Source organism: Roseateles sp. (assembly GCF_039595295.1).
In the GTDB taxonomy this organism is placed as follows: domain Bacteria; phylum Pseudomonadota; class Gammaproteobacteria; order Burkholderiales; family Burkholderiaceae_C; genus Roseateles.
The window spans coordinates 20,802-45,937 of the sequence record NZ_JBCNLU010000026.1; the positions used below are offsets into that span (position 1 = coordinate 20,802).

General features: G+C 68.6%; 22 protein-coding genes and 1 pseudogene. 17 read left to right on the forward strand and 6 right to left on the reverse strand.

Annotated features, from left to right (window positions below; all coding sequences use genetic code 11):
- The first annotated feature begins 67 nt into the window (after positions 1-67).
- Positions 68-2,401 carry a patatin-like phospholipase family protein gene (locus ABDW59_RS17590; RefSeq protein ID WP_343631411.1) on the forward strand — a complete coding sequence of 778 codons (2,334 nt, stop codon included), beginning with the start codon at positions 68-70 and terminating at the stop codon, positions 2,399-2,401.
- A gap of 50 nt (positions 2,402-2,451) precedes the next feature.
- Here the strand turns inward: ABDW59_RS17590 and yihA are convergent, their stop codons facing one another.
- On the reverse strand, positions 2,452-3,171 hold the full coding sequence (gene yihA, locus ABDW59_RS17595; protein ID WP_343631477.1) for a ribosome biogenesis GTP-binding protein YihA/YsxC: 720 nt from the start codon (positions 3,169-3,171) through the stop codon (positions 2,452-2,454).
- A gap of 472 nt (positions 3,172-3,643) precedes the next feature.
- Here yihA and ABDW59_RS17600 point away from each other — a divergent pair, with 472 nt between their 5' ends.
- From ABDW59_RS17600 to ABDW59_RS17620, 5 genes are all read left to right on the forward strand, one after another.
- On the forward strand, positions 3,644-4,267 hold the full coding sequence (locus tag ABDW59_RS17600; RefSeq protein ID WP_343631413.1) for a c-type cytochrome: 624 nt from the start codon (positions 3,644-3,646) through the stop codon (positions 4,265-4,267).
- Between the two features lie 136 nt (positions 4,268-4,403).
- On the forward strand, positions 4,404-6,512 hold the full coding sequence (locus tag ABDW59_RS17605; protein WP_343631415.1) for a cytochrome c biogenesis protein ResB: 2,109 nt from the start codon (positions 4,404-4,406) through the stop codon (positions 6,510-6,512).
- Between the two features lies 1 nt (position 6,513).
- Positions 6,514-7,929, forward strand: coding sequence for a c-type cytochrome biogenesis protein CcsB (gene ccsB / locus ABDW59_RS17610; protein WP_343631417.1), 1,416 nt, complete (start codon positions 6,514-6,516; stop codon positions 7,927-7,929).
- A 104-nt stretch (positions 7,930-8,033) separates the two neighbouring features.
- The gene (msrP, locus tag ABDW59_RS17615; RefSeq protein ID WP_343631419.1) at positions 8,034-9,026 is read left to right on the forward strand and encodes a protein-methionine-sulfoxide reductase catalytic subunit MsrP; all 993 of its coding nucleotides are present in this window, start codon (positions 8,034-8,036) and stop codon (positions 9,024-9,026) included.
- The gene (locus ABDW59_RS17620; protein ID WP_343631421.1) at positions 9,026-9,631 is read left to right on the forward strand and encodes a protein-methionine-sulfoxide reductase heme-binding subunit MsrQ; all 606 of its coding nucleotides are present in this window, start codon (positions 9,026-9,028) and stop codon (positions 9,629-9,631) included. The genes msrP and ABDW59_RS17620 overlap by 1 nt, the downstream gene beginning before the upstream one ends.
- On the opposite strand, the gene ABDW59_RS17625 is transcribed toward ABDW59_RS17620, so the two are convergent.
- Entirely contained in the window at positions 9,628-10,098 is a 471-nt protein-coding gene (locus ABDW59_RS17625; RefSeq protein ID WP_343631423.1) for an NUDIX domain-containing protein, read from the reverse strand. The two genes, ABDW59_RS17620 and ABDW59_RS17625, sit on opposite strands and share 4 nt — an antisense overlap.
- Positions 10,099-10,164: 66 nt before the next feature.
- Here ABDW59_RS17625 and ABDW59_RS17630 point away from each other — a divergent pair, with 66 nt between their 5' ends.
- On the forward strand, positions 10,165-10,686 hold the full coding sequence (locus ABDW59_RS17630) for a GNAT family N-acetyltransferase (protein WP_343631425.1): 522 nt from the start codon (positions 10,165-10,167) through the stop codon (positions 10,684-10,686).
- Position 10,687: 1 nt separating this feature from the next.
- On the forward strand, positions 10,688-11,599 hold the full coding sequence (locus tag ABDW59_RS17635) for an APH(3') family aminoglycoside O-phosphotransferase (RefSeq protein ID WP_343631427.1): 912 nt from the start codon (positions 10,688-10,690) through the stop codon (positions 11,597-11,599).
- Positions 11,600-11,725: 126 nt separating this feature from the next.
- Here the strand turns inward: ABDW59_RS17635 and ABDW59_RS17640 are convergent, their stop codons facing one another.
- Positions 11,726-13,846, reverse strand: a complete 2,121-nt coding sequence (locus tag ABDW59_RS17640; RefSeq protein ID WP_343631429.1) for an alpha/beta fold hydrolase — start codon at positions 13,844-13,846, stop codon at positions 11,726-11,728.
- A 160-nt stretch (positions 13,847-14,006) separates the two neighbouring features.
- Positions 14,007-15,797, reverse strand: coding sequence for an alpha/beta fold hydrolase (locus ABDW59_RS17645; RefSeq protein ID WP_343631431.1), 1,791 nt, complete (start codon positions 15,795-15,797; stop codon positions 14,007-14,009).
- A gap of 244 nt (positions 15,798-16,041) precedes the next feature.
- On the opposite strand from ABDW59_RS17645, the pseudogene ABDW59_RS17650 reads away from it, so the two are divergent.
- The 6 genes and pseudogenes from ABDW59_RS17650 to ABDW59_RS17675 form a co-directional block, all read left to right on the forward strand.
- A pseudogene (locus tag ABDW59_RS17650) lies at positions 16,042-17,004 on the forward strand (FAD-dependent oxidoreductase); the annotation flags it as partial.
- An 87-nt stretch (positions 17,005-17,091) separates the two neighbouring features.
- On the forward strand, positions 17,092-17,460 hold the full coding sequence (locus ABDW59_RS17655) for a dihydroneopterin aldolase (RefSeq protein WP_343631479.1): 369 nt from the start codon (positions 17,092-17,094) through the stop codon (positions 17,458-17,460).
- 4 nt (positions 17,461-17,464) lie between these two features.
- The gene (gene ttcA, locus ABDW59_RS17660; protein ID WP_343631433.1) at positions 17,465-18,529 is read left to right on the forward strand and encodes a tRNA 2-thiocytidine(32) synthetase TtcA; all 1,065 of its coding nucleotides are present in this window, start codon (positions 17,465-17,467) and stop codon (positions 18,527-18,529) included.
- A 169-nt stretch (positions 18,530-18,698) separates the two neighbouring features.
- On the forward strand, positions 18,699-19,355 hold the full coding sequence (locus tag ABDW59_RS17665; protein ID WP_343631435.1) for a DUF4136 domain-containing protein: 657 nt from the start codon (positions 18,699-18,701) through the stop codon (positions 19,353-19,355).
- 99 nt (positions 19,356-19,454) lie between these two features.
- A complete protein-coding gene (glmU, locus tag ABDW59_RS17670) occupies positions 19,455-20,828 on the forward strand; it encodes a bifunctional UDP-N-acetylglucosamine diphosphorylase/glucosamine-1-phosphate N-acetyltransferase GlmU (protein WP_343631437.1) in 1,374 nt (457 codons plus the stop codon).
- A 189-nt stretch (positions 20,829-21,017) separates the two neighbouring features.
- Positions 21,018-21,494, forward strand: coding sequence for a hypothetical protein (locus ABDW59_RS17675; RefSeq protein WP_343631439.1), 477 nt, complete (start codon positions 21,018-21,020; stop codon positions 21,492-21,494).
- Between the two features lie 100 nt (positions 21,495-21,594).
- Here ABDW59_RS17675 and ABDW59_RS17680 read toward each other — a convergent pair whose 3' ends face one another.
- Complete coding sequence (locus tag ABDW59_RS17680) at positions 21,595-22,428, reverse strand: transposase (protein ID WP_343631441.1); 834 nt, start codon at positions 22,426-22,428, stop codon at positions 21,595-21,597.
- A gap of 215 nt (positions 22,429-22,643) precedes the next feature.
- Positions 22,644-23,117, reverse strand: a complete 474-nt coding sequence (locus ABDW59_RS17685; RefSeq protein ID WP_343631443.1) for a thioredoxin family protein — start codon at positions 23,115-23,117, stop codon at positions 22,644-22,646.
- A 121-nt stretch (positions 23,118-23,238) separates the two neighbouring features.
- Between ABDW59_RS17685 and ABDW59_RS17690 the strand changes: the two genes are divergently transcribed.
- From ABDW59_RS17690 to ABDW59_RS17700, 3 genes are all read left to right on the forward strand, one after another.
- Entirely contained in the window at positions 23,239-24,168 is a 930-nt protein-coding gene (locus ABDW59_RS17690) for a DUF808 domain-containing protein (protein ID WP_343631445.1), read from the forward strand.
- A gap of 6 nt (positions 24,169-24,174) precedes the next feature.
- Complete coding sequence (locus tag ABDW59_RS17695; RefSeq protein ID WP_343631447.1) at positions 24,175-24,417, forward strand: hypothetical protein; 243 nt, start codon at positions 24,175-24,177, stop codon at positions 24,415-24,417.
- 91 nt (positions 24,418-24,508) lie between these two features.
- Positions 24,509-25,120 (forward strand): UPF0149 family protein, encoded by a 612-nt coding sequence (locus ABDW59_RS17700; protein WP_343631449.1) that lies wholly within the window; start codon positions 24,509-24,511, stop codon positions 25,118-25,120.
- Positions 25,121-25,136 lie beyond the last annotated feature (16 nt).

The following is a 25,136-nucleotide window of genomic DNA, read 5'->3' on the forward strand; positions in this document are numbered from 1 at the left end:
CGCCCGCCCGGCCTCGTGCCGGCGCGCTCCGCATTGACCGCCCGACCGCTGTTCCGCCCCGCGTCCCATGCCTGCTGTTCCTCGCGCCGACCGCCGCGTTCGCGGCCTTCGCCTCACCGGCCTGCTTCTGGTCGCGGCGCTGACGCTGCCCGCGGCGCAGGCCCAGACCGTCCCACCCAATCCCCCGCCCGGCCCCGTGCCGGCGCCCGCGGCCGATCAGGCCAAGCGCCCGCGCCTGGGTCTGGTGCTGTCTGGCGGCGGCGCGCGCGGCCTGGCCCATGTGGGCGTGCTCAAGGTGCTGGAGCGCGAGCACATTCCCGTGGACGTGATCACCGGCACGTCCATGGGGGCCATCATCGGCGGCCTCTACGCCAGCGGCATGTCGGCCGAGGACCTGGATCGGGAGCTCTCCAAGATCGCTTGGGACCGGCTGTTCGCGAGCCGCGTCGACCGCCAGGATCTGTCCCAGCGCCGCAAGGAGGAGGACTTCGAGTTCTCCGCCACCATCGAGTTCGGTCTGCGTGACGGCGAGGTCCGCGTGCCCACCGGCACGCTGTCCAGCCGCGGCCTGGAGGCGCTGTTGCGGCGCCTGACGCTGCCGGTGCGCAACGTGCGCCAGTTCGACCGCTTGCCCACGCCTTTCCGCGCCGTCGCCACCGACATGGAGAATGGCCACGAGCGCGTGCTCGCCGAGGGCGACCTGGCGCTGGCGCTGCGCTCCAGCATGAGCGTGCCCGGCATCTTCGCGCCGGTCGAATGGGAGGACCGCATCCTGGGCGACGGCGGCCTGGTCAACAACCTGCCCATCGACGTCGCGCGCGAGATGGGCGCCGACCGGCTGATCGCGGTCAACGTCGGCACGCCGGTGGGCGGGCGGGATTCGCTGAACTCGCTGATCGGGTTGACGGCGCAGATGATCAACATCCTCACCGAGCAGAACGTGCAGCGCTCCATCGCCGGCATGACCGCGGGCGAGGACCTGCTGGTCACGCCGCAGCTGGGCAAGCTGACCTCGGGCGACTTCGACAAGGTGCGCGACTTCATCAAGGCCGGCGAGGCCGCGGCCGAGGCGCTGCTCCCGCAGCTGCGCGCCTATGCCGTCGACGACAAGACCTACGCCGACTGGCGCCTGGGCCGGCTGGGGCTGAAGACGCCGTCGGTGATGCTGGCGGCGGTCAAGCTCGAGGGCAGCGACCTGACCAACCCCGAGCGGCTGCGCAGCCAGCTCGAGTCCAAGCCCGGAGAGCCCTTCAACAACGAGAAGGCCGAGCGCGACATGCGCTTCCTGTCCTCCAGCGGCGATTACGACCGCGTCGACTATCACGTCGAGCAGCGTGCCGAGGGCGAGACCCTGGTCTTCAACATGGACGACAAGCCCTGGGGGCCGAACTACTTCCGCATCGGCATGGATCTGTCGACGGACTCGGGCGGGGACAGCTTCTTCAACCTGCGGCTGAGCCACAACCGCCACTGGCTGACCGACACCGGCACCGAATGGCGCAACCAGCTGACCATCGGCCAGACGCCGCGGCTGTACACCGAGCTCTATCACCCGCTGGGCATCAAGCTGGGCATCGCCGACGACTGGTTCGTCAGCGCCTGGGCCGAGGCCAACCAGCGCAAGCAGATCATCTACGACGACAGCAACCGCGACCTGGACAGCCTGGGCCAGGCGCGCCTGGTGCGGCGCGACGGCACCATCGGCTTCGACCTGGGCCAGCCCTGGGGCCGCTGGGGCGAGGTGCGGCTGGGCGTGATCTCGCGCATCCGCTACGCCAAGCCGGACCTGATCACCACGGCGATCTCGACGCCGGAACTCGGCAAGCTGCGCTGGACCAGCTATGAGCGCGGCATCCGCCTGCGCACCGTGGTGGACCAGCTGGACTTCGCCAACTTCCCGCAGCACGGCTACCGCTTCACGGTGGACGCCTCGGGCGGCCGGCAGGACAACCGCAACCTCAGCAGCGGCCGCTTCCTGCGGCTGAACCTGGACGGGACGGCGGTACGCAGCTTCGGCGGCCATACGCTGAGCTTCTACGCGCGCGGCGTGGCGGCGCAACAGCCCGACGACTCGGGCCTGGGCGGGGACACGCTGGGCGGCTTCCACCAGCTGTCGGGCTACCAGCCGAATCAGCTCAGCGGCAACGCGCTGCTCTTCACGCGGGCCACGTATTACCGGCGACTCAACGACACGCCGTTCCTGTCGCGCGGCTTCTTCGTCGGCGGCACGCTGGAGGCGGGCAACGCCTGGGCCTCGCGGCGCGACATCAGCCTCAAGGACCTGCGCTACGCGAGCAGCGTGTTCTTGGGATCGGACACGGGATTGGGCCCGCTGTACGTGGGCATCGGCTACGCGCCACGCGGCGGCACCGCGTTCTACGTCTTCATCGGACGCCCGTGAATGGCGAAGGCCGCCTTGCGGCGGCCTCCTGAATCCTCAGCGACCAAGCCTCAGCGCTGATCGTCCGGATCGACTGGCGCGGCGGCGGCAGCGTCCGGGGCGTCATCGGCCTGATCGCCCTCTTCACTCTGTTCTCCCTCATCGGCCTCGTCATCCTCGACGTATTGCACCGGCTCGCGGTGGGCCCATTCGTAGAGCAGCTCGGCCACGTCGCCCACGCCCTGCTTGTTCAGCGCGGAGAACAGCGTGATGCCGATGTCCGAGTCTTCGGTGGCCAGGACCGCGATGTCCTTCTGCACCTGCGCCAGCACGGCCGCGCCTTCCTTGCGGTTGAGCTTGTCGGCCTTGGTCAGCACCAGCAGCAGGCTGATCTCGCCGGCGGTGACGCGGTCGGAAACGAACTCCAGCAGCTGCTTGTCCAGATCCGTCAGACCCAGTCGCGAGTCCACCATCAGCACCACGCCGGAGAGCGATTCACGCTCGCTCAGGTAGTCGGCCATGACGCGCTGCCAGCGCAGCTTGGCATCGCGGGCCACGGCCGCGTAGCCGTAGCCGGGCAAGTCGGCGAAGAGCGCATCCGGCGCGTCCTTCGGGCCGACCGCGAACAGGTTGATGTGCTGCGTGCGGCCCGGCGTCTTGGATGCGAAGGCCAGGCGCTTCTGCTGCGCGATCGTGTTGATCGCGGTGGACTTGCCGGCGTTGGAGCGGCCGACGAAGGCGATCTCGGGCAGCTGGCGCGGGGGCAGGTCTTGCCCGAGGCCGCTGTCGATCCCCTCCGCATCAGCGCCGTCGGGGCGGTCGTCGAAGCCCTCGCCGTCCTGCGCCTCGAGCTCCCGCAGCGCCTGGGCTTCCATCGCGGCGCGCGCTTCGGCGGGCAGCATGCCGTTGATCGGCAGGTGCTTGAGCTGGCTGGCGGTGGTCAGGAAGCGCGCCGAGTGCGCCCAGGCCAGGGCCTGCTGGGCCGGGGTCTGCGCGGCGGCGGGGGCTTTCTCGGGGAGGGTCAAGCCTTGCGCCTTGGCCTTCTCGCGCGCCTTGTCGCGGGCCTTGGCGGCCGCGCGCATCCCGGTTTTGCCGGGGCCTTGCTTGCGCGGTTTCGAAGCGGCGCGCCCCGCGCCACGGCCTGCGGGTTTCCCTGAGGCCGCCGAGGCGGGTTTCTTGTTGGAATCGGTCATCGCGCTGCGGGGCGTCAAAGAGGTGCATTGTAAGATCCCCCGGCTGCGCTCACCCAACCCCTCAACATTCATGAAGACTGCCGCTTTCTTGTTGTCGAGCCTGGTTCTTGTCGCCGGCCCCAGTTGGGCCGCCGAGTCGCAAACGGCTCAGACCAAACCCGATCTGGCCAAGGGACAGGCGAAGGCCGCCCAGATCTGCTTCACCTGCCACGCCACCGACGGATCGCGCGGCCAACCCGTCTATCCCATCATCCAGGGCCAGCACATGGACTACCTGGTCAAGCAACTCCACGAGTTCAAGGAAGGCAAGCGCAAGGACGACGTGATGGGTCCGCAAGCCAAGCTGCTGACCGATGCCGAGATCCGCGACGTGGCCGCGTTCTACGCGACCAAGCAGGTCAAGCCCGGTTTCGCGACCAACAAGGACACGATCACGCTGGGCGAGAAGATCTACCGCGGCGGCATCGCGGACAAGATGGTCCCCGCCTGCGCCGGCTGTCACAGCCCCAACGGCTCCGGCATCCCGGCACAGTACCCGCGGCTGGGCGGCCAGCACGCCGCCTACACCGAGAAGCAGCTCAATCTCTTCCGCGCCGGCAACCGGGCCAACAGCCCGCAGATGGCGGCCATCGCCGCCAAGCTGAGCGACAAGGAGATCAAGGCCGTCTCCGACTACATCGCCGGCCTGCGCTGAATCCGCCCGGCGGCGCGCCTCCACGTCAAGCCCCTGTGAGGCCGGTGATCATTCACCGGCCTTTGTCATTGATGGTTACGTCGTCCGGTGCCGCGCTTCGCCCGAAGCGTCACGCGCGCGACAGAGAATCCCCGCCATGTCCGAGAAGTCCCCCGCCCTGAACTCCGCCCGCGCCGCTCTGGACGACGCGATGGAGCTGCTGGCCTCGATGCGATTCGCCATCGCGCTGCTGACGGTGATCTGCATCGCGTCGGTGATCGGCACCGTGGTGCAGCAGGCGCAGCCGATGACCAACTACGTCAACCAGTTCGGGCCCTTCTGGGCGGAGCTGTTCGGCAAGGTCGGCCTGTACACGGTCTACGGCGCCTGGTGGTTCCTGCTGATGCTGGGCTTCCTGGTCGTGTCGACCAGCCTGTGCATCGCGCGCCACACGCCCAAGATCCTGCGCGACCTCAAGAGCTTCAAGGAGTCGATGCGGGAGCAGGCCATCCAGTCCTTCCGCCACAAGTCGCTGGGCTATCTGCACATGAATCCGGAAGCGGCGCTGGGCCAGGTCAGCGCCTGGCTGTCGGCCGAAGGCTGGAAGGCGCGCGCGCAGGTGCGCAACGGCGGCGTCATGATCGGCGCGCGCAAGGGCGCGGGCCACAAGATCGGCTATCTGGCGGCGCACTCGGCCATCGTGCTGATCTGCCTGGGCGGGCTGTTCGACGGCGATCTGGTCAGCCGGCTCGTGATGTGGGCCCAGGGCAAGCAGATCTATCAGGGCGCGGATCTCAACGAGATGACCGACGTCAATCGCATCGGTCCCTCCAATCCCAGCTTCCGCGCCAATCTCTTCGTGCCCGAGGGCAGCCGCTCGGCCTCGGCGCTGCTGACCATGCCCACCGGCGTGGTGGTGCAGCAACTCCCCTTCGAGGTCGAGCTGAAGAAGTTCAACGTCGAGTACTACTCGACCGGCATGCCCAAGCTCTTCGCCAGCGACATCGTCATCCACGACCGCGACGGCACGAGCACCACCGCGACCGTCAAGGTCAACGAGCCCTTCACCTACCAGGGCCTGACGCTGTACCAGAGCAGCTTCGAGGACGGCGGCTCCAAGCTCAAGCTCAAGCTGCGGCCGCTGCAGGGCGCGCAGGACAGCGACCTGGACGGACGCGTCGGCGCCACGACCTCGCTCAAGGGCGACGGCGGCGAGATCTACGGCCTGGAGTTCAGCGGCCTGCGCGTGATCAACGTCGAGAACTTCGGCAAGCCCGAGGGCGCGACCGACGTGCGCAAGGTCGATCTGGTGGGCCGGCTGGAGCAGCACCTGGGCTCGGGCGCCAAGGGCCCGGGCGACAAGTCGCTGCGCAACGTCGGCCCCTCGTTCAGCTACAAGCTGCGCGACGCCAGCGGTCAGGCGCGCGAGTACAACAACTACATGCTCCCGGTGGAGCTGGACGGCCGCCGCGTGATCCTGCTGGGCGTGCGCGACACGCCGGCGGACAGCTTCCGCTACCTGCGCGTGCCGGTGGACGACAAGGACTCGATCGACGGCTGGCTGGCGATGCGCCGCGCGCTGGCGGATCCGGCGCAGCGGCTGCGCGCGGCCAAGCATTACGCGCAGGGCGCGACGCCCAGCGACCGTCCGCAGATGCAGGCGCAGCTGGAGGCGACGGCGCTGCGCACGCTGACGCTGTTCGCCGGCGCCGAGGGCCTGAAGGCCGACGCGCCCGCCAAGGACGCCGCCGTCGGCGGCCTGCCGGCGCTGTCGCAGTTCATCGAGCGCGAGGTGCCCGAGGCCGAGCGGGCGCGCGTTTCGGAGGTGCTGTTGCGCATCCTCAACGGCTCGCTGTTCGAACTGCACAAGCTGGCGCAGGAGCAGCTGGGCCGGCCCGCGCCCGCCCCCAGCGAGCAGACGCAGGCCTTCATGACGCAGGCGGTGCTGTCGCTGTCGGACTCGATGTTCTATCCGGCGCCGGCGCTGCTGCAGCTGGACGATTTCCAGCAGGTGCAGGCCAGTGTCTTCCAGGTGACTCGCGCCCCCGGCCGGATGCTGGTCTATCTGGGCGCGGTGTTGCTGATCGTCGGCGTGTTTGCGATGCTCTACATCAAGGATCGCCGGCTCTGGCTGTGGCTGGAGGCGGCACCGGGCCGGACCGAACAGACGCGCGTGCGCATGGCCCTGTCCAGCAATCGCGAGACCCCCGACCTGCCTGCCGAGTTCGATGCGCTCAAGCAGCGCCTGCTGCACGAGGAAGCCTGACATGACCACCCTCTCTCCCGATTCCACGCTGACCCCGGGCGCGCTGCCCGCGGCGGGTGGTGAAGCCACGGTGCAGCGCACGCTGGACATCGGCAAGCGCGGCTACTTCCAGGTCCGCGACCGTTTCGACTGGATCTTCGCGGCGCTGGTGCTGCTGGGCGCGGGCTTCGCCTTCAGCCGTTACCACGCGTCCATGGACGTCTACGAGAAGGGCATCCTGGCCTGCGCGGCGCCGGCGCTGATCGCGCTGGGCTGGTTCTGGCGGCCGTTGCGTCCGCTGACGCTGATCGTGGGCGCGACCTCGCTGTTGGCGATCCAGCTCTATCTGCGTCAGACCGACGACTTCGGCGCCGACCTGGCGGCGGGCGACAAGGTCTTCCTACTCAAGTACATGCTGTCCAGCCAGAGCGCGATCCTGTGGATGAGCGTGCTGGTGTGGATGAGCACGTTGTTCTACTGGATGGGCTTCTTCCAGAAGGAAGCCGGTCACAGCGCGGCCGAGGCGATCGGCTCGCGCTTGGCCTGGGGCGCGGTGGGCATGGCGCTGATCGGCACCATGGTGCGCTGGTTCGAGAGCCATCAGATCGCGCCCGACATCGGCCACATCCCCGTGAGCAACCTCTATGAGGTCTTCGTGCTGTTCACGTGGTTGACGACGCTGATGTATCTCTACTACGAGCAGCGCTTCAAGACGCGTGCGCTGGGCGCCTACGTGATGCTGGTGGTCAGCGCCGCGGTGGGTTTCCTGTCCTGGTACGCGCTGGCGCGCGACGCGCACGAGATCCAGCCGCTGGTGCCCGCGCTGCAGAGCTGGTGGATGAAGATCCACGTCCCGGCCAACTTCATCGGCTACGGCAGCTTCGCGATGGCCGCGATGGTGGCGCTGGCGACGCTGCTGAAGACGGCCACGCCGCGCGCGCTGGTGATCGGTCTGATCGGCGTGCCGGTGGGGCTGGTGGCGGTGCTGCTGGCCTTCCGCGTCGGCGCGACGCTGACGCCGGAGACGCTCGCCGGCCTGGACGGCTGGGCCGGCAAGATGGCCGGGCTGGCGGTATTCCTGGCCTTCAGCGTGGCGCTGCGCGGTCCGCTGACGGCGCGGTTGCCGGCGCTGACGGTGCTGGACGACCTGATGTACAAGTCCATCGCGCTGGGCTTCGCCTTTTTCACGATCGCGACCATCCTGGGCGCGTTCTGGGCGGCCGAGGCCTGGGGCGGCTACTGGAGCTGGGACCCGAAGGAGACCTGGGCGCTGATCGTCTGGCTGAACTACGCGGCCTGGTTGCACATGCGCCTGATCAAGGGCCTGCGCGGCGTGGTCGGCGCGTGGTGGGCGCTGATCGGGCTGCTGGTCACGACCTTCGCCTTCCTGGGCGTCAACATGTTCCTGTCGGGCCTGCACTCGTACGGGACACTCTGAGCCCCCTCGATCGGGGTAGGTGGCGGGGGACTTAAGCGGACGCTCAACAAAACGCGCGGCCGCAGGCGTAAGGTGCGAACCCTTCCCTCCCCCGAAGGTCCGCCATGCACTTCCATCGCTCGCGCCACGGTCAGCGCATCCTCTCTTCCGAGATCACCTCACGCGAGGTCTACGACAGCCGCCGCGACTGGCTCAAGGGCGCGGGCGCGCTGGGGCTGGTCGGCCTGGGCGTGAGTGGCCTGAGCGGCGAGGCGCAAGCCCAGACCGCCGGTCCCGGCAAGCTGCCCAAGCTGCCGGGCGCGCGCAGCAGCGTCGCGGGCGCCACGGTGATGGAGAAGCTGACGGCCTACAAGGACGTCACCAGCTACAACAACTTCTACGAGTTCGGCACCGACAAGAGCGACCCGGCGGAGAACGCGCACACGCTCAAACCGCGGCCCTGGTCGGTGGTGATCGAGGGCGAATGCGCCAAGCCGGGCCGTTACGGTCTGGACGATCTGCTCAAGGTCGCCGCGATGGAAGAGCGCGTGTACCGGCTGCGCTGCGTCGAGGGCTGGTCCATGGTGATCCCCTGGGTGGGCTACTCCCTGTCGGAGCTGCTCAAGAAGGCGGAGCCCACCGGCAAGGCCAAGTACGTCGAGTTCACGACGCTGGCCGACAAGGCGCAGATGCCGGGCGTGCGCTCGAACGTGCTGGACTGGCCCTATGTCGAGGGGCTGCGCATCGACGAGGCCATGCATCCGCTGACGCTGATGGCCTTCGGCCTGTACGGCGAGGTGCTCCCGAATCAGAACGGCGCGCCGCTGCGGCTGGTGGTGCCCTGGAAGTACGGCTTCAAGTCGGCCAAGTCCATCGTGAAGATCCGCTTCGTCGAGAAGCAGCCGGTGAGCAGCTGGACCAAGGCGGCACAGCAGGAGTACGGCTTCTTCTCCAACGTCAATCCGCAGGTCGACCATCCGCGCTGGAGCCAGGCCACCGAACGCCGCATCGGCGAGGACGGGCTTTTCGCCAAGCGTCGCGCGACGCTGATGTTCAACGGCTACGAAGCCCAGGTCGGGCAGCTCTATGCCGGCATGGACCTGAAGAAAAACTTCTGATGTCGACGAAGCGTCATCCGCTGCTGCATCCGGCAGCCAAGGTCGTGCTGTTCCTGCTCTGCCTGGTGCCGCTGGGCTGGTATGTCTACGGCGCCTTCGCGGACCTGCTGGGCGCGAATCCGGCGGAGACGCTGATCCGCGGCCTGGGCGACTGGGCGCTGCGCTTCCTGTGGATCACGCTGGCAGTGACGCCGCTGCGCCACTGGACGAATCAGCCGGCGCTGGCGCGCTTCCGCCGCATGCTGGGGCTGTTCGCGTTCGCCTATGCCAGCTTGCATCTGCTGGCCTACGGCTGGCTGGACAAGAGTCTGGACCTGCCCGAGATCCTGCGCGACATCGGCAAGCGGCCCTTCATCCTGATGGGCTTCGCCGCGTGGCTGATGCTGGTGCCGCTGGCGGTGACCTCGTTCAATCGGGCGATCAAGGCGCTGGGCGCCAAGCGCTGGCAGCTGCTGCACAAGCTGGTCTACGTGATCGCGGTGGTCGGCCTGATGCACTTCATCTGGATGCGCGCTGGCAAGAACAACTTCGCCGAGCCCATCGTGTACGGCAGCATCCTGGCGGTGCTGCTGGGATGGCGGTTGTGGAAGCGGGTGCGGGGTTAAGCCCCTCGCAGCACGCTGGGTAGGTCCTGCGGCCACACGGTCGCCGTCGTGGCGCTCAGTTCCGCCATGGACCACCAGCGGTGATCGGCCATCACCTCCCGCTCCAGCGCCGTCCACTCGTCGCGCGACAGCGTCTGGCTGTCGACGCGCACGACGAAGAACTCTTCCTGAGCCCACACCCGCTCGCCGTCCGGCAACCCAAGCTCGAAGTCGCGCCGCAGGACCGAGCGGCCGACATCCGTGACAACGATGCCGGTCTCCTCGCGCAGCTCGCGGATCGCGGCCTGCTCGAAGGACTCGCCGGGTTCCACACCGCCACCGGGCGTCGCCCAGAAGTCCTGTCCCGCCATCGGTCCCGTCCTGTGGACAAAGCGGAACAGCAGCAGTCGCCCCTCAGGATCCAGCACGAGCAATCGCGCGGAGGGCCGCGGGCGCAGGGAGGACAGATCGGGCGATGCTGAGTTCATGGGCGGCGATTGTGCGTGTCCTCCGACATGGGCGCGGGACATGCCGGCCCGCTATGCTCGCCGACCATGCTGAGCCTGCATCTCGTCTCCGATCGCGACCTCGCGGACCTGCGCCGCTTCGAGCTCGACAACCGCGCCTTCTTCGAATCCCGCATCAACGCGCGTCCTGCGGCCTTCTACGCGGACGGCGGCATCGAGGCCGCCATCGCCGCCGCGCAGCGCGAGGCCGCCGCCGACACCGGCTACCAGTTCCTGATGCGCGACGAGGCGGGCGCGCTGGTCGGGCGGATCAACCTGATCCAGGTCAAGCGCAAACACTACCACTCGTGCGAACTGGGCTATCGCATCGCTGCCGACGAGAACGGCAAGGGCTACGCCAAAGAGGCGGTGAAGCAGGTCCTCGACAAGGCCTTCGGCGAGCTGCGGCTGCTGCGACTGGAAGCCAAGGCGCATGCGGGGAACGCGGGCTCGATCAAGGTGCTGGAGCGCAACGGCTTCAGCCAGTTCGGCCGCTCGACGCGCAGCTTCGAGCTGAACGGCCAATGGCTGGACATGCTGCACTTCGAGTGCCATGCGCCGGGGCGTTGAGATGAGCGATCACGACGACCCTGAGGACGGCGCGCGGGAAGTGCCGTCCACGGCGCCTGTCCTTCCGCCGTCGCTGGCGATGCGACTCGGCGGCGCCGAATGGCACCGCAATCTGGTGGGTGAAGCCGGCGCGACGGTGCATCGCCTGCATCGCCAGGGCGCACCGGATCTGTATCTCAAGCATGCCGACGCAGACGGCGACGCGGCCCTCGCGATCACCGAGGAGTTCGCACGCCTGCAATGGCTCAGCGGCCGCTGGCCCGTTCCGGCGATTGAGCACTTCGAAGCCACGCCCCGCGATCCAAGCGCGCGGGAAGCATCGGACGGGTCGGACGGCTCGGGCAAGACCTGGCTCCTCACGCGAGCGCTGCCCGGCCGCACCGCCTACGAATGGCTGTCCGATCAGCCCGAGCACGCGCCGGAGATCGTCGCGGCGATCGGCCGCTTCTTGCGTCGATTGCATGAGCTCCCGGCGTTCACGTGCCCGTTTAACGCGCGCCATGAACTGCAACTCGATCTTGCGCGTCAACGGCTCGACGCCGGCCTGATCGATGCCGACGACTTCGACGACGAGCGCGCTGGCTGGACGCCGCAGCAGGTGTGGGAAGCGCTGCAGGCGTCGCTGCCGCTGGCCGAGGATCCCGTCGTCAGCCACGGCGATTTCTCGCTCGACAACCTCCTCATGAGCGCCGAAGGCGACGTCGTCGGCGTCATCGACCTGGGGCGCGTCGGCATCGCCGACCGCTACCGCGATCTCGCGATCCTCTCCAACTGCCTGGACGAGTTCGACCCGGCCTTGCGTCAGACCTTTTTCAGCGCCTACGGCATCGGCGAGCCCGATGCGCCCGTCGGCCTGAAGACGCTGGATGAGCGCAAGCTCGCCTTCCACCTGCTATTGGACGAGTGCTTCTGAAGCCCCGAACGACGACGCCTCGAAGCGCGCGGCATTCGAGGCGTCGTTGCTTGAATGAGTCCCGAGGCCGGATCGCCTCGGGCATCCGGCGCGCCGGTCAGCGGCGCTCCGGTTCAGGCTGGCGGCTTACTTCGCCGCCGCCGCGGCCGGCGTCTCCGCCGCCACGCCCGTGCCCGGCGTCGGGCCGACGCCGATGTGGCGCTCGAGGAACTTCAGCATCTCGGTGTAGAGATCGATGTTGTTCTCAAGCTTGCCATAGCCGTGGCCCTCGCCCTCCTTGATCATGACCATCTCGGGCGGCTTGCCGGCCTTCTTCAGCGCGTCGACCATCAGACGGGTCTGCTCGATCGGCACGCGCTGGTCGTCCTGACCCGAGTAGATGAACAGCGGAATCCGCGAGCGGTCCGCATGGCGCGCCGGCGCCACCTCGTCCGCGGGGCTCCAGTCGTCGCCCTTCACGCCCAGCACGCGCTTCCAGTGCGCGACACCGCCTTCGCTGCCGGCGTAGTCCGTCTGCGTCGAGGTGTTCTGGATGCGCGGATCGCTTGGCGCCGCGCCAGCGATGGCGCAGGCGAACACGTCGGCCGACTTGATCGTCGCCCACAGGGCCGCCGCGCCGCCGTAACTGGCGCCGCCGATGCAGATGCGCTTGGGATCGGCGAAGCCTTCGGCCACCGCCCACTTCGCCGCGTCCTCATGGTCCTCGGACATCTTGCGACCGTACTCGCCGAAGCCGGCGCGATAGATCTTCTGGCCGAATCCCGGCGTGATGCGGAAGTTGGGCAACACCACCGCGTAGCCGCGCGACGCCAGCAGCTGCGCCTCGCGCGCGCCGAAGGTCTGCGTCCCCCACACGTCGGCCCGCGCGAACGGACCGCCGTGGATGTGCACCACCACCGGCAGCTTCTGGCCGGGCTTGTAGCTCGCGGGCAGGAAGTAGTAGCTGGGGATCTCCAGCCCGTCGCGCGTCTTCAGCAGGAAGGGGCGCATCGCGACGAGGTTGCGTTCATCGAGCTTCTCGCTGGCGCGCAGCAGCTCGCGCATGGACTTGCGCTCCTGGTCGAACAGGTAATACACCGGCGCCGAGCGGTCGCTCTGCACCGCCACCAGCGCCAGGTTCGAATCGGTGTCCTGCACCGACACGGCCATGCCGGGGAAGGACTTCTCCAGCATCGCCTGACGGCGCGCCATGCCCTCGTCGAAGTAGGCGGTCTGCTGGGTCTCGTCGTCGAAGCGGAAGCCCACCACCTTGCGATCGCGGCGCAGCAGCGTGGCGCCGCCGACGTTCTCGGTCACGCCCAGGTCGTAGCGCGGGTTGCCGGCGATCTGCTCGGCCAGCTCGCCCTTGGTCGTGTCGAAGCGGTACAGCGCCGTGGTGTCGCGATCGCCGCGATAGGACACGATCAGGTCGCGGTTGTTGGGCGCGAAGGCCATCGGCATCCAGCGCGCGCCCGAGGTCTGCGAGAACTTGGCGATCTCGCGCCACTCGCCGTCGACCTTGTCGCGAATCACGATGCGCGTGAAGCGCTGTTCGGGCGGCAGCGCCTCGTCCTTCTTGGTGCCGAGCACGGCGACCCGCGGGATGCCGTCCTGATCCAGCACCCAGTCCTGCACTTCGCCCGGATGCTGCGGCGTCAGCATCACCCGCTCGTTGGTGTCCAGGTTGATGCTGATCACGTCCTGGCTCTCGGCGCTGCGCTGATTGCTGAAGACGACGATCTCGCTCTTGCCCTTGCCGCGCGCGGCCAGGGACATGCCGCGCAGGCGGCGCTGGCCGTCGCGCGCCTGATCGCGCGCGTTGGCCATCAGCGTGATGACCTTGCTGCCGTCGGCCTTGGTGACGAACTCGCCGCCGCCGTCGGCCGAGTCCGGCCCGGTGGGCGTGTCGATCCGGCCCTGCGTGAACCAGATCCAGTCCGATCCGATCCAGGTGAAGTTGATCACGTCGAACGTGCTGAAGCTCGAGTGCTGCAGCACCTTCATCGTGGCGACGTCCATCACCACCAAGTTGCGCTTGTCGCCGACGGGTGCCAGCACCGCCAGCTTGGTCCCGTCCGGCGACAGCTGCGGCCGGGCGTACTGCGCGGGGCGCAGGTAATCGGCCAGCGCCAGGGGTTGCTTCGCGGCGGCGGCCTTGTCGGACGCGGCGGCCGCGCCTTGTGCCTGCACCAGGCCGGCGACGGTCATCGCCAGCGTCAATGCCACCAGACCGCGCAAGCCGGCGCGGCCCATCGTCTTCATCGTCATGCATTCCTCCGTCTGACTCCGGGGCATGTTTCGCCCCTGGCAAGCGCAGGATTATGGGGAGCGGGCGTCAAGCTCCCGTTCGTGCTGACGTGGAATCGCCTCGGGGTTTTCCTCGGGTGACAGGGCCGGCGCGGCGGGCTTTACCGCGCCTGAACCATGTTCACTTGGCCGATGGATTCGCAACGGGCTCCGCCGCCGCGACGCCCTCGCCCGTGCCCGGCGTCGGCCCCACGCCGATGTGGCGGGCCAGGAACTTGAGCATCTCGGTGTAGAGCTCCACCCGGTTGTCCAGCTTGCCGAAGCCGTGCGCCTCGCCCATCTTGATCATGACGACCTCGGGCGGCTTGCCGGCCTTCTTCAGCGCGTCGGCCATCAATCGTGTCTGCTCGATGGGCACGCGGTAATCGTCCATGCCCGAATACATGAAGATCGGGATCCGCGAGCGATCCGCGTGGCGTGCCGGAGCGACCTCATCCGCCACACTCCAATCGTCGCCCTTCACGCCCAGCACCCGCTTCCAGTGCGCGACCGCGCCCTTGCTGTAGACGTAGTCGGTCTGGACCGAGGTGTTCTGGACGCGCGGATCGCTGGGCGCCAGCCCAGCGACGGCGCAGGCAAAGACGTCCGCCGATTTGATCGTCGCCCACAGCGCTGCGGCGCCTCCATAGCTGGCCCCGCTGATGCAGATGCGCTTGGGATCGCCGAAGCCCTGCCGCACCGCCCAGGTCGCCGCATCCTCGTGATCCTCGGACATCTTGCGGCCGTACTCGCCGAAGCCGGCCCGATAGATCTTCTTTCCGAATCCCGGCGTGATGCGGAAATTGGGCAGCACCACCGCGTAGCCGCGAGAAGCCAGCAGTTGCGCTTCGCGCACGCCGAAGCCCGAGGTTCCCCAGGTGTCGGCCCGCGCGAACGGACCGCCGTGGATGTGCACGACCACCGGCAGCTTCTGACCGGGCTTGTAGCTCGCGGGCAGGAAGTAGTAGCTGGGGATCTCCAGCCCGTCGCGGGTCTTCAGCAGGAAGGGCCGCATCGCCACGAGGTGTCGCTCGTCCAGCGTCTCGCTGGCACGCAGGAACTCGCGCATGGTCTTGCGCGCCTCGTCGTAGAGATAGAACACCGGCGGCGAACGGTCGCTCTGCACGCTCACCAGCACGAGGTCGGTGTCGGTGTCCTGCGCCCACACCTCTTTGCCGGGGAACGCCTTCTCCAGCATGTGCTGACGGCGCGCCAGCCGGTCGTCGAAGTAGACCGTCTGGACGGTCTCGTCATCGAAGCTCAGACCCACCACCTTGTTGCGCACCTTGAGCAGCGTCGCCTGCATGCCCTCGGCGGTCTCGCCCAGGTCGTAGCGGGGATGCGCGGCGATCAGCTCGCCCATCTCGCCTTTGGTCGTGTCGAAGCGGTAAAGCGCGGAGGTATCACGCTTGCCATTGAAGGACACGATCAGATCGCGGTTGTTCTCCGCGAAGTCCACCGGCTGCCAGCGCTCGCCCGAACCTCGCGTGAACTTCGCCAGCTCGCGCCACGGCGCCTCCAGCGAGTCGCGGATCATCACCCGCATCAGTCGTTCCTCGGGAGGAAGTTCCTCATCCTTCTCGGTGGTGACGACCGCAACCCGGGGGATGCCCTCCTGGTCCACCAGCCATTGCTCCACCTCGCCCGGATGCTTGGGGGTGAGCAGCTCCCGCTCGTTGGTGTCCAGATTCAGGCTCATCACGTCCCAACTCCGGCCGCCGCGCTGATTGCTGTAGACAACAATCTTGTTCGCATCCTTGCTGCGGCCTGCATACCTCATGCCGCGCCAGCGGAACTGTCCGTCCCGCACCTGGTCGCGGGCGTTCGCCGCCAGCGTGATGACCTTGGAGCCATCCGCCTTGGTCAGGAACTGGCCGCCCGCGTCGCCCGAATCCGGACCGGTCGGCGTGTCCAGGTGACCGTGTGAAAACACCAGCCACTCCGACGCGGCTCATCGTTTTCATCCGCATGAATCCCTCCCGTTGGAATCCTGCGGCGCTCGTGGGCGCCTTCTCGTGCGGTCGATTATGGGGAGCAGGAAATCACGGCGCAGCCCCCTCGCGGGGGGAATCACCTCGGGGTTTTCCTGCCCGCCGCGCCCCCTTTCCACGGTCGATCCGGGATAATCGCGGGTTTCCCCCGAATCCCGCCCCGGCGCCGCCCGCGCCTGCTCGCCCATGTCCGACGCCCAGGTCATCGCCGCTTTGCCGACCCCGCCGCAGGCCCTGCCGCCCGTGGTGGACGCCGTCATCATCGGCGGCGGTCCCGCCGGCTGCAGCGCCGCCAGCTGGCTCGCGCAGCTGGGACTGAGCGTCGCCCTGATCGAGCACGGCCCGCGCCTGTGCGGCAGTCTGCAATCGCTGACCTACCGCCAGGACTGGCTGCTCGGCGCCCCGGGCGAGACCCTGGCCGCCCTGGGCGACCGCTACGCCGCGCACATCCAGGCCCTGCCCGGCGTGCACACGCGGCTCGGCCAGAGCCTGCATCACCTCGACTGGCAAGCGGACCAGGGCTGGACGCTTTATCTCGACGGACCGACCGGGCACGACGGCGACCTCCCCTCTGATCCCGCCGGCCGTCAGCCGCTGCGCGCCCGCTCGCTGCTGCTGGCCACCGGCCTGACGCCGCGCCACCCCGCGCCGCTTTATCCCGAGCAGCGCCACGAACGCGTGATGGACGCGCTGGAGCTGACCGCCCGCCGCGAGCAGCTCGCGCCCGGCAAGGTGCTGCTGCTGGGCGGCGGCGACAACGCGATCGAGAACGCGCTCTATCTGTCCGAACGCGGCCATCAGGTCACGCTCTGGTCGCGCTCCGACTGGCGCGCGCAGAGCCATCTGATCCAGCAGCTGGATGGCGCGCCCGCGCTGCGCCGCCGTCCCGCGCAGACCCTGCCGACCGTCGTCGCCGCCGATGCGGGCGGGGTCGGCGTCACCTCCAAGGCCTATGGCGCGGAGCGCTTCGACCACGTCGCCGTGCTGCTGGGCTACGAGCCCGAGCCCTCGGCCTGGCTGAAGGTCGCCGACGCGCTGCAGCGGGCCGGCGTCACCGCCCCCTCGCAGCCCTTCCGCGACGAACCGCGCTTCGGCGTGCTGGGCCTGTTCGTCGCCGGCGACGCCAGCGGCCGTCAACACCCCTGCGTGCAGACCGCGCTGGGCGACGGCGTGGTCGCGGCCAAGCAGATCGAGGCCTTCCTGCGCCCGCTGCGCGAGTCGCAGCCGCCGCCCGCGCTGCGCCGCAACAACCGCCAGGTCATCCACGTCACCGGGCTGCGCTTCGGCGCGAATCTCGGCGTGCTCGACTTCGAGCGCGAAGGACCGCAACCCATCCAGGTCGACGCCGAAGTCAATCTCGGCGCCCAGACCATCGTCTCGCGCGATGCCGACATCGGGCACGTGCTGGACTACCGCCGCGTGCGCACCATCATCATCGACGAGTGCACCGCCGAACACACCGATCTGCTTGAGGCCCTGCTGGGCAAGCTCTGCGTCCGGCTCATGAAGCTGGCCGGCGTGGTGGGCGTGCGCATCAAGGTGACCAAGCTCGAAATCTTCCCCGACTGCCAAGTCGCGATCTCCGCCGAATGCGGCCAATGGTGACCCCATGACGACCGAAACCACGCTCCAAGACTCCGCCACCATCGCCGCCGCCGTTGCCGCGCCCCTCGCGCCCGAACAGGCCGCCGCCCAGGCCGCCGATGCGGCCGCCAAGAAGCACGCGCACGAGATGAACAAGCTGTCCAAGCGCCTGCACCGTCAGGTCGGCCAGGCCATCGGCGACTTCAACATGATCGAGGACGGCGACAAGGTCATGGTCTGCGTGTCCGGCGGCAAGGACAGCTACTCGCTGCTGGACATCCTGATCAACCTGCGCGACCGCGCCCCGATCAAGTTCGACATCGTCGCGGTCAACCTCGACCAGAAGCAGCCCGGCTTCCCCGAGGACATCCTCCCCGCCTACCTGAAGTCGCGCGGCGTGGACTTCCACATCGAGGAGCAGGACACCTACTCCATCGTCAAGCGCCTGGTGCCGGAGGGCAAAACGACCTGCTCGCTGTGCTCGCGCCTGCGCCGCGGCATCCTGTACCGCGTGGCGGGCGAGCTGGGCGCGACCAAGATCGCGTTGGGCCACCACCGCGACGACATCGTCACCACGCTGATGCTGAACATGTTCTTCGGCAGCCGCATGAAGGGCATGCCCGCCAAGCTGGTCAGCGACGACGGCAAGAACGTGGTGATCCGCCCGCTGGCCTACGTCAAGGAATCCGACCTCGAGCAATGGGCCGAGCACCGTGAGTTCCCCATCATTCCCTGCAACCTCTGCGGCAGCCAGCCCAACCTGCAGCGCGCCACCGTCAAGGCCATGCTGCAGGACTGGGACAAGCGCTTCCCGGGCCGCGTGGACAACATGTTCACCGCGATGGGCAACATCGTGACCTCGCACATGATGGATCGCGAGCTCTTCCCCTTCCAGACCATCAAGGCCACCGGCGCCCCGGTCGCCGACGGCGACATCGCCTTCGACGAGGACGAGCAGTGCGGCACGCCCGCACCCGCCGCCACGATCCAGCTGGTGCGTCCCGGCCCGGCCGCCACCGCCCCGGCCATCCCCGCGCCGGTCGACGACGCGGGCGAGGCCTATTCGGCGGCGGATTCCGCCGAGCGGTGATCGCCCGGGACCGCGAATCGCCCCGCGATCGCTGCTGCATCGCGCCCTCATCGAACTGAAACGCGCGGCTTACGCCGCGCTCACAGACAAGCCTCCACCGACAGGGTCACAATCGTCCCACCGAGCCCGTGCGCAGCCGCGTGAGGGCCCGATCACTTCGGAGGTCTGTATGTTCACCTTGAATCGTCGACTGGCCCTCGTCAGCCTGGGCGCGGCGGCCCTGCTCTCGCTCACCGCCTGCGCCGCCTTGAATACCGTCTCCGCCGACGCGCAGACCTTCGGCAGCTGGCCCGCGAGCCGGCAGCCCGGCAGCTTCGCGTTCGAGCGGCTCCCGTCGCAGCAGCGCGACGAGGCCGGCCAGACGGCGCTGGAAGACGCCGCCCGCGGCGCCCTGCTCAAGGCCGGCTTCACCGAAGCCTCGGATCCCAAGTCGTCCGACGTGGTCGTGTCGCTGGGCGCGCGCGTGACCCGCACCGGCTACGCCGCCTGGGACGACCCGATGTGGTGGCGATGGAACGGCAGCTACTTCTCGTGGCGCTACGGCCCGGCCTGGCGCCCCTATTACAGCCGCTGGGGCTACGCCTACCCGAACGACCCGATGATGGAGCGCCGCTATGACCGCGAGGTCGCGCTGCTGATCCGCGACCGCAAGACCAACGAGCCGCTGTATGAGGCCCGCGCCAGCAACGACGGCTTCACCGAGGGCGGCCAGGAGCTGATCGGCGCGCTGTTCGAAGCCTCGATGACCGACTTCCCGCAGACCCGCCCCGAGCCGCATCGCGTCAGCGTGCAACTGCCGGGATCGGGCCCGACGGCATCGAAGTGAGGCGCTGGGCGATCGGCGGGACTGCGGACCTGGTCCGCCGACCGTGACGACGACGGCTGATAATCGCGGTCTCTCCAACAGGGAACCGCGATTTTTCTTATGTCGCTCAATATCGTCGTCATGGCCGCGGGCAAGGGCACCCGCATGAAGTCTCGCCTGCCCAAGGTGCTGCACAAACTGGCGGGCCGCGCGCTGCTGCGCCACGTGCTGGACAACACCGCCGCGCTGGCCGCCGACGCCCGCATCGTCATCACCGGCCATGGCGCCGATCAGGTCGAAGCCGCCATCGCCGGCGATGGCATCCGCTTCGTCCGCCAGGAGCCGCAGCTCGGCACCGGCCATGCGATCCAGCAGACCGTTCCCGCGCTGACCGCCGGCGGCACCACGCTCATCCTGAGCGGCGACACCCCGCTGATCAGCACCGCCACGACGCGCGCGCTGGTCGAGGCCTGCGGCGGCGACAAGCTGGTCCTGCTCACCATCGAGTACGCCGACCCGACCGGCTACGGCCGCATCGTGCGTGAGGGCGAGGCGGTCAAGGCCATCGTCGAGCACAAGGACGCCAGCGACGAGCAGCGCCGCATCCGCGAGTGCTACACCGGCATCATGGCCGCCCCCACCGAGGCGCTCAAGCGCTGGGTCGGCCAGTTGAACAATGACAACGCCCAGCGCGAGTACTACCTGACCGACATCGTCGCGATGGCCGTCGCCGAGGGCGTGCCCGTGGTCGGCGTGAAGACCGCGGACGAGACCGAGGTCCTGGGCGTCAATAGCCCGTCGCAACTGGCGCATCTGGAGCGCCGCCATCAGCAGGCTCAGGCCGAAGCCCTCATGACCGCCGGCGTGCGGCTGGCCGACCCGGCGCGCTTCGACCTGCGCGGCACGCTGCATTGCGGCCAGGACGTCGAGATCGACGTGAACTGCGTCTTCGAGGGCGAAGTCAGGCTGGGCGACGGCGTTCGAATCGGCGCCAACTGCGTCATCCGCAACGCCACCATCGGCGCCAACGCGCGCATCCACGAGTTCACCCACATCGACGGCGAGGCCGCCGGCGCCAGCGTCGGCGAGGGCGCGCTGATCGGCCCGTTCGCGCGGCTGCGTCCGGGCGCGCAGCTGGGCGCGGAAGTCCACATCGGCAACTTCGTCGAGGTGAAGAACTCGACCCTGGCCAAGGGCGCCAAGGCCAACCACCTGGCCTACCTGGGCGACGCCATCGTGGGCGAGCGGGTCAACTACGGCGCGGGCAGCATCACCGCCAACTACGACGGCGCCAACAAGCACCGCACGACCATCGGCGCGGACGTGCACGTGGGCTCCAACTGCGTGCTGGTGGCCCCGGTCACGCTGGGCGACGGCGCCACCATCGGCGGGGGCTCGACCATCACCAAGGACGTCGCTGCAGGTAGCCTGGCCGTGGCGCGGGGCCGACAAACCGTGATTTCCGGCTGGTCGCGTCCCCAGAAAAAGAAGTAATCCGGCAACAAAGCTGGCACGGTCAGCGGGAAAGCCCGTAAGCTGCGGCCATCGTGTCACGCCTCGTGACAAGTTCACGCCGTCCGGAAGGCTCATGCCCACGGGGACGAGCACTCCCCCCGAAGCATGGGAGGCGCGTTTGCCCGGGGGTCACTAGCATCCGGCCTGTTGTTGAAAGCCCGCTGAACCATGGCGATCCAGAAACCCGCATCTTCATTGCCGCTGATGGACGACGACGCGACGCTCGCGCCGCCGCAGTCCGCCACGCTGGACGCGTTGCGGGATTCGTCGACGGACCCGGCCGCCCAGGCCGCCCGCAGCGAAGCGCTGGAGCAACTGGCGCTGTCCCACGCGATGAGCGATCAGGCCGCCGAGGCCTGCTTCTATCTCTGCCGCAGCCTGGGTCTGGCGCGCCAGCAACAGACCGCCGATGGCGCGCCTGATCTGGAACTGCTGTTCCAGCTGCTGGGCGCGTTGTCCGACCTGCCGGCCGAGATCAACGCGATGCCGCTGCCGGAAGGCCAGGCCGATGGGCTGGGCGTCGCGGAACTGTGCCACCAGCTGGGTGCGGCCCGCGAGCTGACCACCGCCGCCTGGAACGAAGCCGCCGAGTTGGACGAGGGCGTCGCCCCCTGCCCCGCCGCGCCGGCCCGCGCGCTGCATTGATTCGGACGACGGCTCGATTGCCGTCCAACCTTTGGGGTGCAGTTCACTCAGGGCCGCTTTTGCATTTGGGAGCGCAACACGGCGCCGATGACGAGCCCCGTCAGGATCGGTGGCGTTCGTGCCCGGCGATCAGCCGGCTCACGCGCGAGACCGACAGCCCCAGTTCCTGCGCCAGCGCCGTCATCGACTGCCCGCCCTCGGTGTGGGCACGATAGAGCGCCTCCTCGCGGCTGGCACTGCTCTTGAGCCACTCGCCCCAGCGGCGCATCCGCGGCGAGCGCGGGGGATGCTCGCTCAGCCGCACGGTGCGCTGAACAAAGGACGCATCGCCCAGGAAGATCTGCTGCCGCAGCTGACCCCAGATATCGAGATCGGGCTCCGACTCGACGATGGCCTGATAGCGCTGCGCCGCCTTGCGGCGATCCGCGGCGTTCTGCGGCGCCCGGCCCAGCACGTTGGTCCACAGGCCTTCGACCTCCAGCCAATCGGGCGCGGGTACCTGGCCGGCGTGCGCCTGAAGGCTGCTCCATTTCCAGGCCGACGGCGACGAGGCCAATCCCGAACGACGTCCGATCAGTTCGACGTAGCGGCAGGCGTCGAGCAGCAGGTGGTCCCGGTCCACGAGCACGGCCTTGAAGCGGCCCTGGAACACGTGGCCCGTCTGCCCGTGGCGCCGGTTGTGCGCCTGGGTGTAGACGCCATTGAGGTGCCGCATCAGGCGCGAAAGATTCGCTTGCCGCGTGAACAGCAGCAGCTCGTAGTGATCTCGTCCCAAGCCGTAGGCCAGCACCTGCGCGTCGAAGCGCTGGGCGGCTTGCTCGAGGAGGTCGAGCATGACGTGACGGTCTTCGTCGTCGGCGAAGATGGGGGCGTCCCCGCGGGTCGTCACGTGATAGACGGCGCCGGGAAACTCAATGCGTAGCGGCCTGGCCATGTCTGCAAATTAGGCGAAGACCGCACAAAAGACAAGCCGCCGGAACCCTCGCGTGAGGGCCCCACGCAAGACTTGACCCCTGAATGTGGGGCGATAGCCTCCACGCTATCGAGGGTCAGGTGTCAACAGCAAGGCCTGGACCCACCGACCGGACCTCTGCCTGGGCAAAAGAAAAGGGCCCGAAGGCCCTGAGGGAGAGAACGCGGTAAGGCCGATCAGCTCTTGCCCATCGTGCCCAACACGTGCAGGACCGCGTCCTCGCCCATGTTGCGCGCGTCGGCCAGTTCGCCGCCCTTGGTCGTGCCCAGCACTTGGCCGTCGCCGCCCAGCACCGCCACCGTCGGGATGCCCTTCTTCAGCGTCACGCCCATCTGGTTGGCGACGTCGACGTTCTTGTCGAAGCGGCCCACGTTGACCTTGACCGTCACGAAGCGGCGATCGACTTCCGTGGCCAGATGGCCCTGGCCGAAGCCCTTGCTCAACGCCAGACAGTCCTTGCACCAGTTGGCGCCGTACACCACCAGCACCTGCTTGCCCTCGCGCGAGGCGCGGGCGACGGCGTTGTTGATGTCGGCACGGGCGTCGGCCTGCTCGTCGTACGGGCCGGCCTCGCCTGCGGCGAACGCGGGTTGCAGGGACACCGCGGACAGCGCGGCGGCGATCAGGAAGGAGGCGGTGCGGCGTTTCATGCGCCGGAGTGTGCCATCGCCGCCAATCCCCTGCCGCAGATCAGGGCGGGATGCGCGCGCCTTCAGGTACAAAGACGGGTTTCGCACAACACCCACATTCAGGGAACGGGATCCTCACGCCATGGCCTCCAGCCTGCTCGCATTGCTCGACGACATCACCACCGTCCTGGACGACGTGGCCTTGCTCTCCAAGATGGCCGCCAAGAAGACCACGGGGGTGCTCGGTGACGACCTGGCGCTCAACGCGCAGCAGGTCACCGGCGTCCGCGCCGAGCGCGAACTGCCGGTCGTGTGGGGGGTGTTCAAGGGCTCGATGCTGAACAAGGCCATCCTGGTCCCGGCCGCGCTGGCGATCAGCGCCTGGGCGCCCTGGCTGGTGACGCCGCTGCTGATGGTGGGCGGCGCGTATCTCTGCTTCGAGGGCGTGGAGAAGCTCGCCCACAAATGGCTGCACGCCGGAGACGCCGATGGCGCCGCCGCGGACGCCCATGAGCAGGCCCTGCATCGCGCGATGCAGGATCCGACGGTGGACCTGGCGGCGCTGGAGCGCGACAAGATCAAGGGCGCCATCCGGACGGACTTCATCTTGTCGGCCGAGATCATCGCCATCACCCTGGGCACCGTGGCCGACGCTCCCTTCACCACGCGGCTGATGGTGCTGGCCGGCATCGCGATCCTGATGACCATCGGCGTGTACGGCCTGGTCGCCGGCATCGTGAAGATCGACGACGCGGGCCTCTGGCTGAGCCGCCGCGCAGCCCAGTGGCAGCAGGCCTTCGGCCGCGGCCTGCTGTGGCTGGCCCCGTGGCTGATGAAGGCGCTGTCGGTGGCGGGCACGGCGGCGATGTTCCTGGTCGGCGGCGGCATCCTGACGCACGGGGCGGCCTTCCTGCATCACGCGATCGAGGGCCTGGTCCAGGCCCTGGGCGTGAGCGGCTGGATGCAGACGCTGGTGCAGGTGCTGGCCGACGCGGTCGTGGGCATCCTGGCGGGGGCGGTCGTCGTGGCTGTCGTGACCGGTATCCAGCGCCTGCGTCATCGCCGAGAATGACGCCCCATGAAGACGCATCACATCGAAGTCCAGAAGATCAAGGCCGCCTCGAATTCGAGCACCAGCGGCCTGATGACTTTCAAGCTGGACGCCCTGGTCAGGGAGCGCGAGCCGGTCGAAGGCATCGAGCCCAGCACGCTGCTCGTCATGACCGAGGCCAACGCCCGCGTGCTGATGGCGCTGCTCAAGGCTCAGCTGACCGACATGGACGGCCGCAAGCCCAAGAGCCGTCACGGCCGCCACGGCTGAGCCCGGCCCGCATTTCGCAGAACACCCGATCGACCGCCGACGGCCTGACACATCGCCCGACGCCCCGCTCGACGCATTTCCAGGAAACGACATGGACCTCCCGCAGTACCAGCCCGACAAGGCCCTCTACCACCCGCTCACCGACGACGAGCTGTCGGACCTGGACGACCTGCTGTCCGAGCTGGACAGCGACGCCGCGATGAACATCGAGGTGCTGGACGGCTATCTCAGCGCGCAGCTGTTGAGCCCGCTCTCGCTGGCCGACAAGTCCGGCGAGGAATGGATGAGCCCGGTCTGGGGCGGCGGCGACCCCTTTCCCAGCGGCAAGCAGCGCAAGAAGGTCGCGCTGTTGCTGCTGCGCCATGTGCACAGCCTGTCGGTGCAGTGGACCTCCAAGCAGGACGAGTGGGAGCCGATCTTCAGCGTCGCCGAGGACGGCGAGCAGCAGCTGGTCGACGCCGAGGACTGGTGCACCGGCTTCATGATCGGCGTCGATCAGGACGCGGACGCGTGGTGCCCGCTGTTCGAGCACGTCAAGAGCGCGGCCGCGCTGGCCCCGATCGCGCTGCTGGGCGGCGACGAGTCGCAGCTCAGCGCCGAGGACCAGGAAAAGCTCACCGACCTGCACTGGCGCGACGCGCTCAGCCGCGAGGTCCCCGAGGGCGTGCTCACGCTCTGGACCTTGCGCTCGAAGGCCGACTGAGCCCGATCGCCGGACC

Excerpts from the sequence above, each read along its gene's own strand:
- ABDW59_RS17590 (WP_343631411.1), top strand. The coding sequence starts at position 68 with ATGCCTGCTGTTCCTCGCGCCGACCGCCGCGTTCGCGGCCTTCGCCTC.
- ABDW59_RS17600 (WP_343631413.1), top strand. The coding sequence starts at position 3,644 with ATGAAGACTGCCGCTTTCTTGTTGTCGAGCCTGGTTCTTGTCGCCGGC.
- ABDW59_RS17605 (WP_343631415.1), top strand. The coding sequence starts at position 4,404 with ATGTCCGAGAAGTCCCCCGCCCTGAACTCCGCCCGCGCCGCTCTGGAC.
- ccsB (WP_343631417.1), top strand. The coding sequence starts at position 6,514 with ATGACCACCCTCTCTCCCGATTCCACGCTGACCCCGGGCGCGCTGCCC.
- msrP (WP_343631419.1), top strand. The coding sequence starts at position 8,034 with ATGCACTTCCATCGCTCGCGCCACGGTCAGCGCATCCTCTCTTCCGAG.
- ABDW59_RS17620 (WP_343631421.1), top strand. The coding sequence starts at position 9,026 with ATGTCGACGAAGCGTCATCCGCTGCTGCATCCGGCAGCCAAGGTCGTG.
- ABDW59_RS17625 (WP_343631423.1), bottom strand. The coding sequence starts at position 10,098 with ATGAACTCAGCATCGCCCGATCTGTCCTCCCTGCGCCCGCGGCCCTCC.
- ABDW59_RS17630 (WP_343631425.1), top strand. The coding sequence starts at position 10,165 with ATGCTGAGCCTGCATCTCGTCTCCGATCGCGACCTCGCGGACCTGCGC.
- ABDW59_RS17635 (WP_343631427.1), top strand. The coding sequence starts at position 10,688 with ATGAGCGATCACGACGACCCTGAGGACGGCGCGCGGGAAGTGCCGTCC.
- ABDW59_RS17640 (WP_343631429.1), bottom strand. The coding sequence starts at position 13,846 with ATGACGATGAAGACGATGGGCCGCGCCGGCTTGCGCGGTCTGGTGGCA.
- ttcA (WP_343631433.1), top strand. The coding sequence starts at position 17,465 with ATGACGACCGAAACCACGCTCCAAGACTCCGCCACCATCGCCGCCGCC.
- ABDW59_RS17665 (WP_343631435.1), top strand. The coding sequence starts at position 18,699 with ATGTTCACCTTGAATCGTCGACTGGCCCTCGTCAGCCTGGGCGCGGCG.
- glmU (WP_343631437.1), top strand. The coding sequence starts at position 19,455 with ATGTCGCTCAATATCGTCGTCATGGCCGCGGGCAAGGGCACCCGCATG.
- ABDW59_RS17675 (WP_343631439.1), top strand. The coding sequence starts at position 21,018 with ATGGCGATCCAGAAACCCGCATCTTCATTGCCGCTGATGGACGACGAC.
- ABDW59_RS17680 (WP_343631441.1), bottom strand. The coding sequence starts at position 22,428 with ATGGCCAGGCCGCTACGCATTGAGTTTCCCGGCGCCGTCTATCACGTG.
- ABDW59_RS17685 (WP_343631443.1), bottom strand. The coding sequence starts at position 23,117 with ATGAAACGCCGCACCGCCTCCTTCCTGATCGCCGCCGCGCTGTCCGCG.
- ABDW59_RS17690 (WP_343631445.1), top strand. The coding sequence starts at position 23,239 with ATGGCCTCCAGCCTGCTCGCATTGCTCGACGACATCACCACCGTCCTG.
- ABDW59_RS17695 (WP_343631447.1), top strand. The coding sequence starts at position 24,175 with ATGAAGACGCATCACATCGAAGTCCAGAAGATCAAGGCCGCCTCGAAT.
- ABDW59_RS17700 (WP_343631449.1), top strand. The coding sequence starts at position 24,509 with ATGGACCTCCCGCAGTACCAGCCCGACAAGGCCCTCTACCACCCGCTC.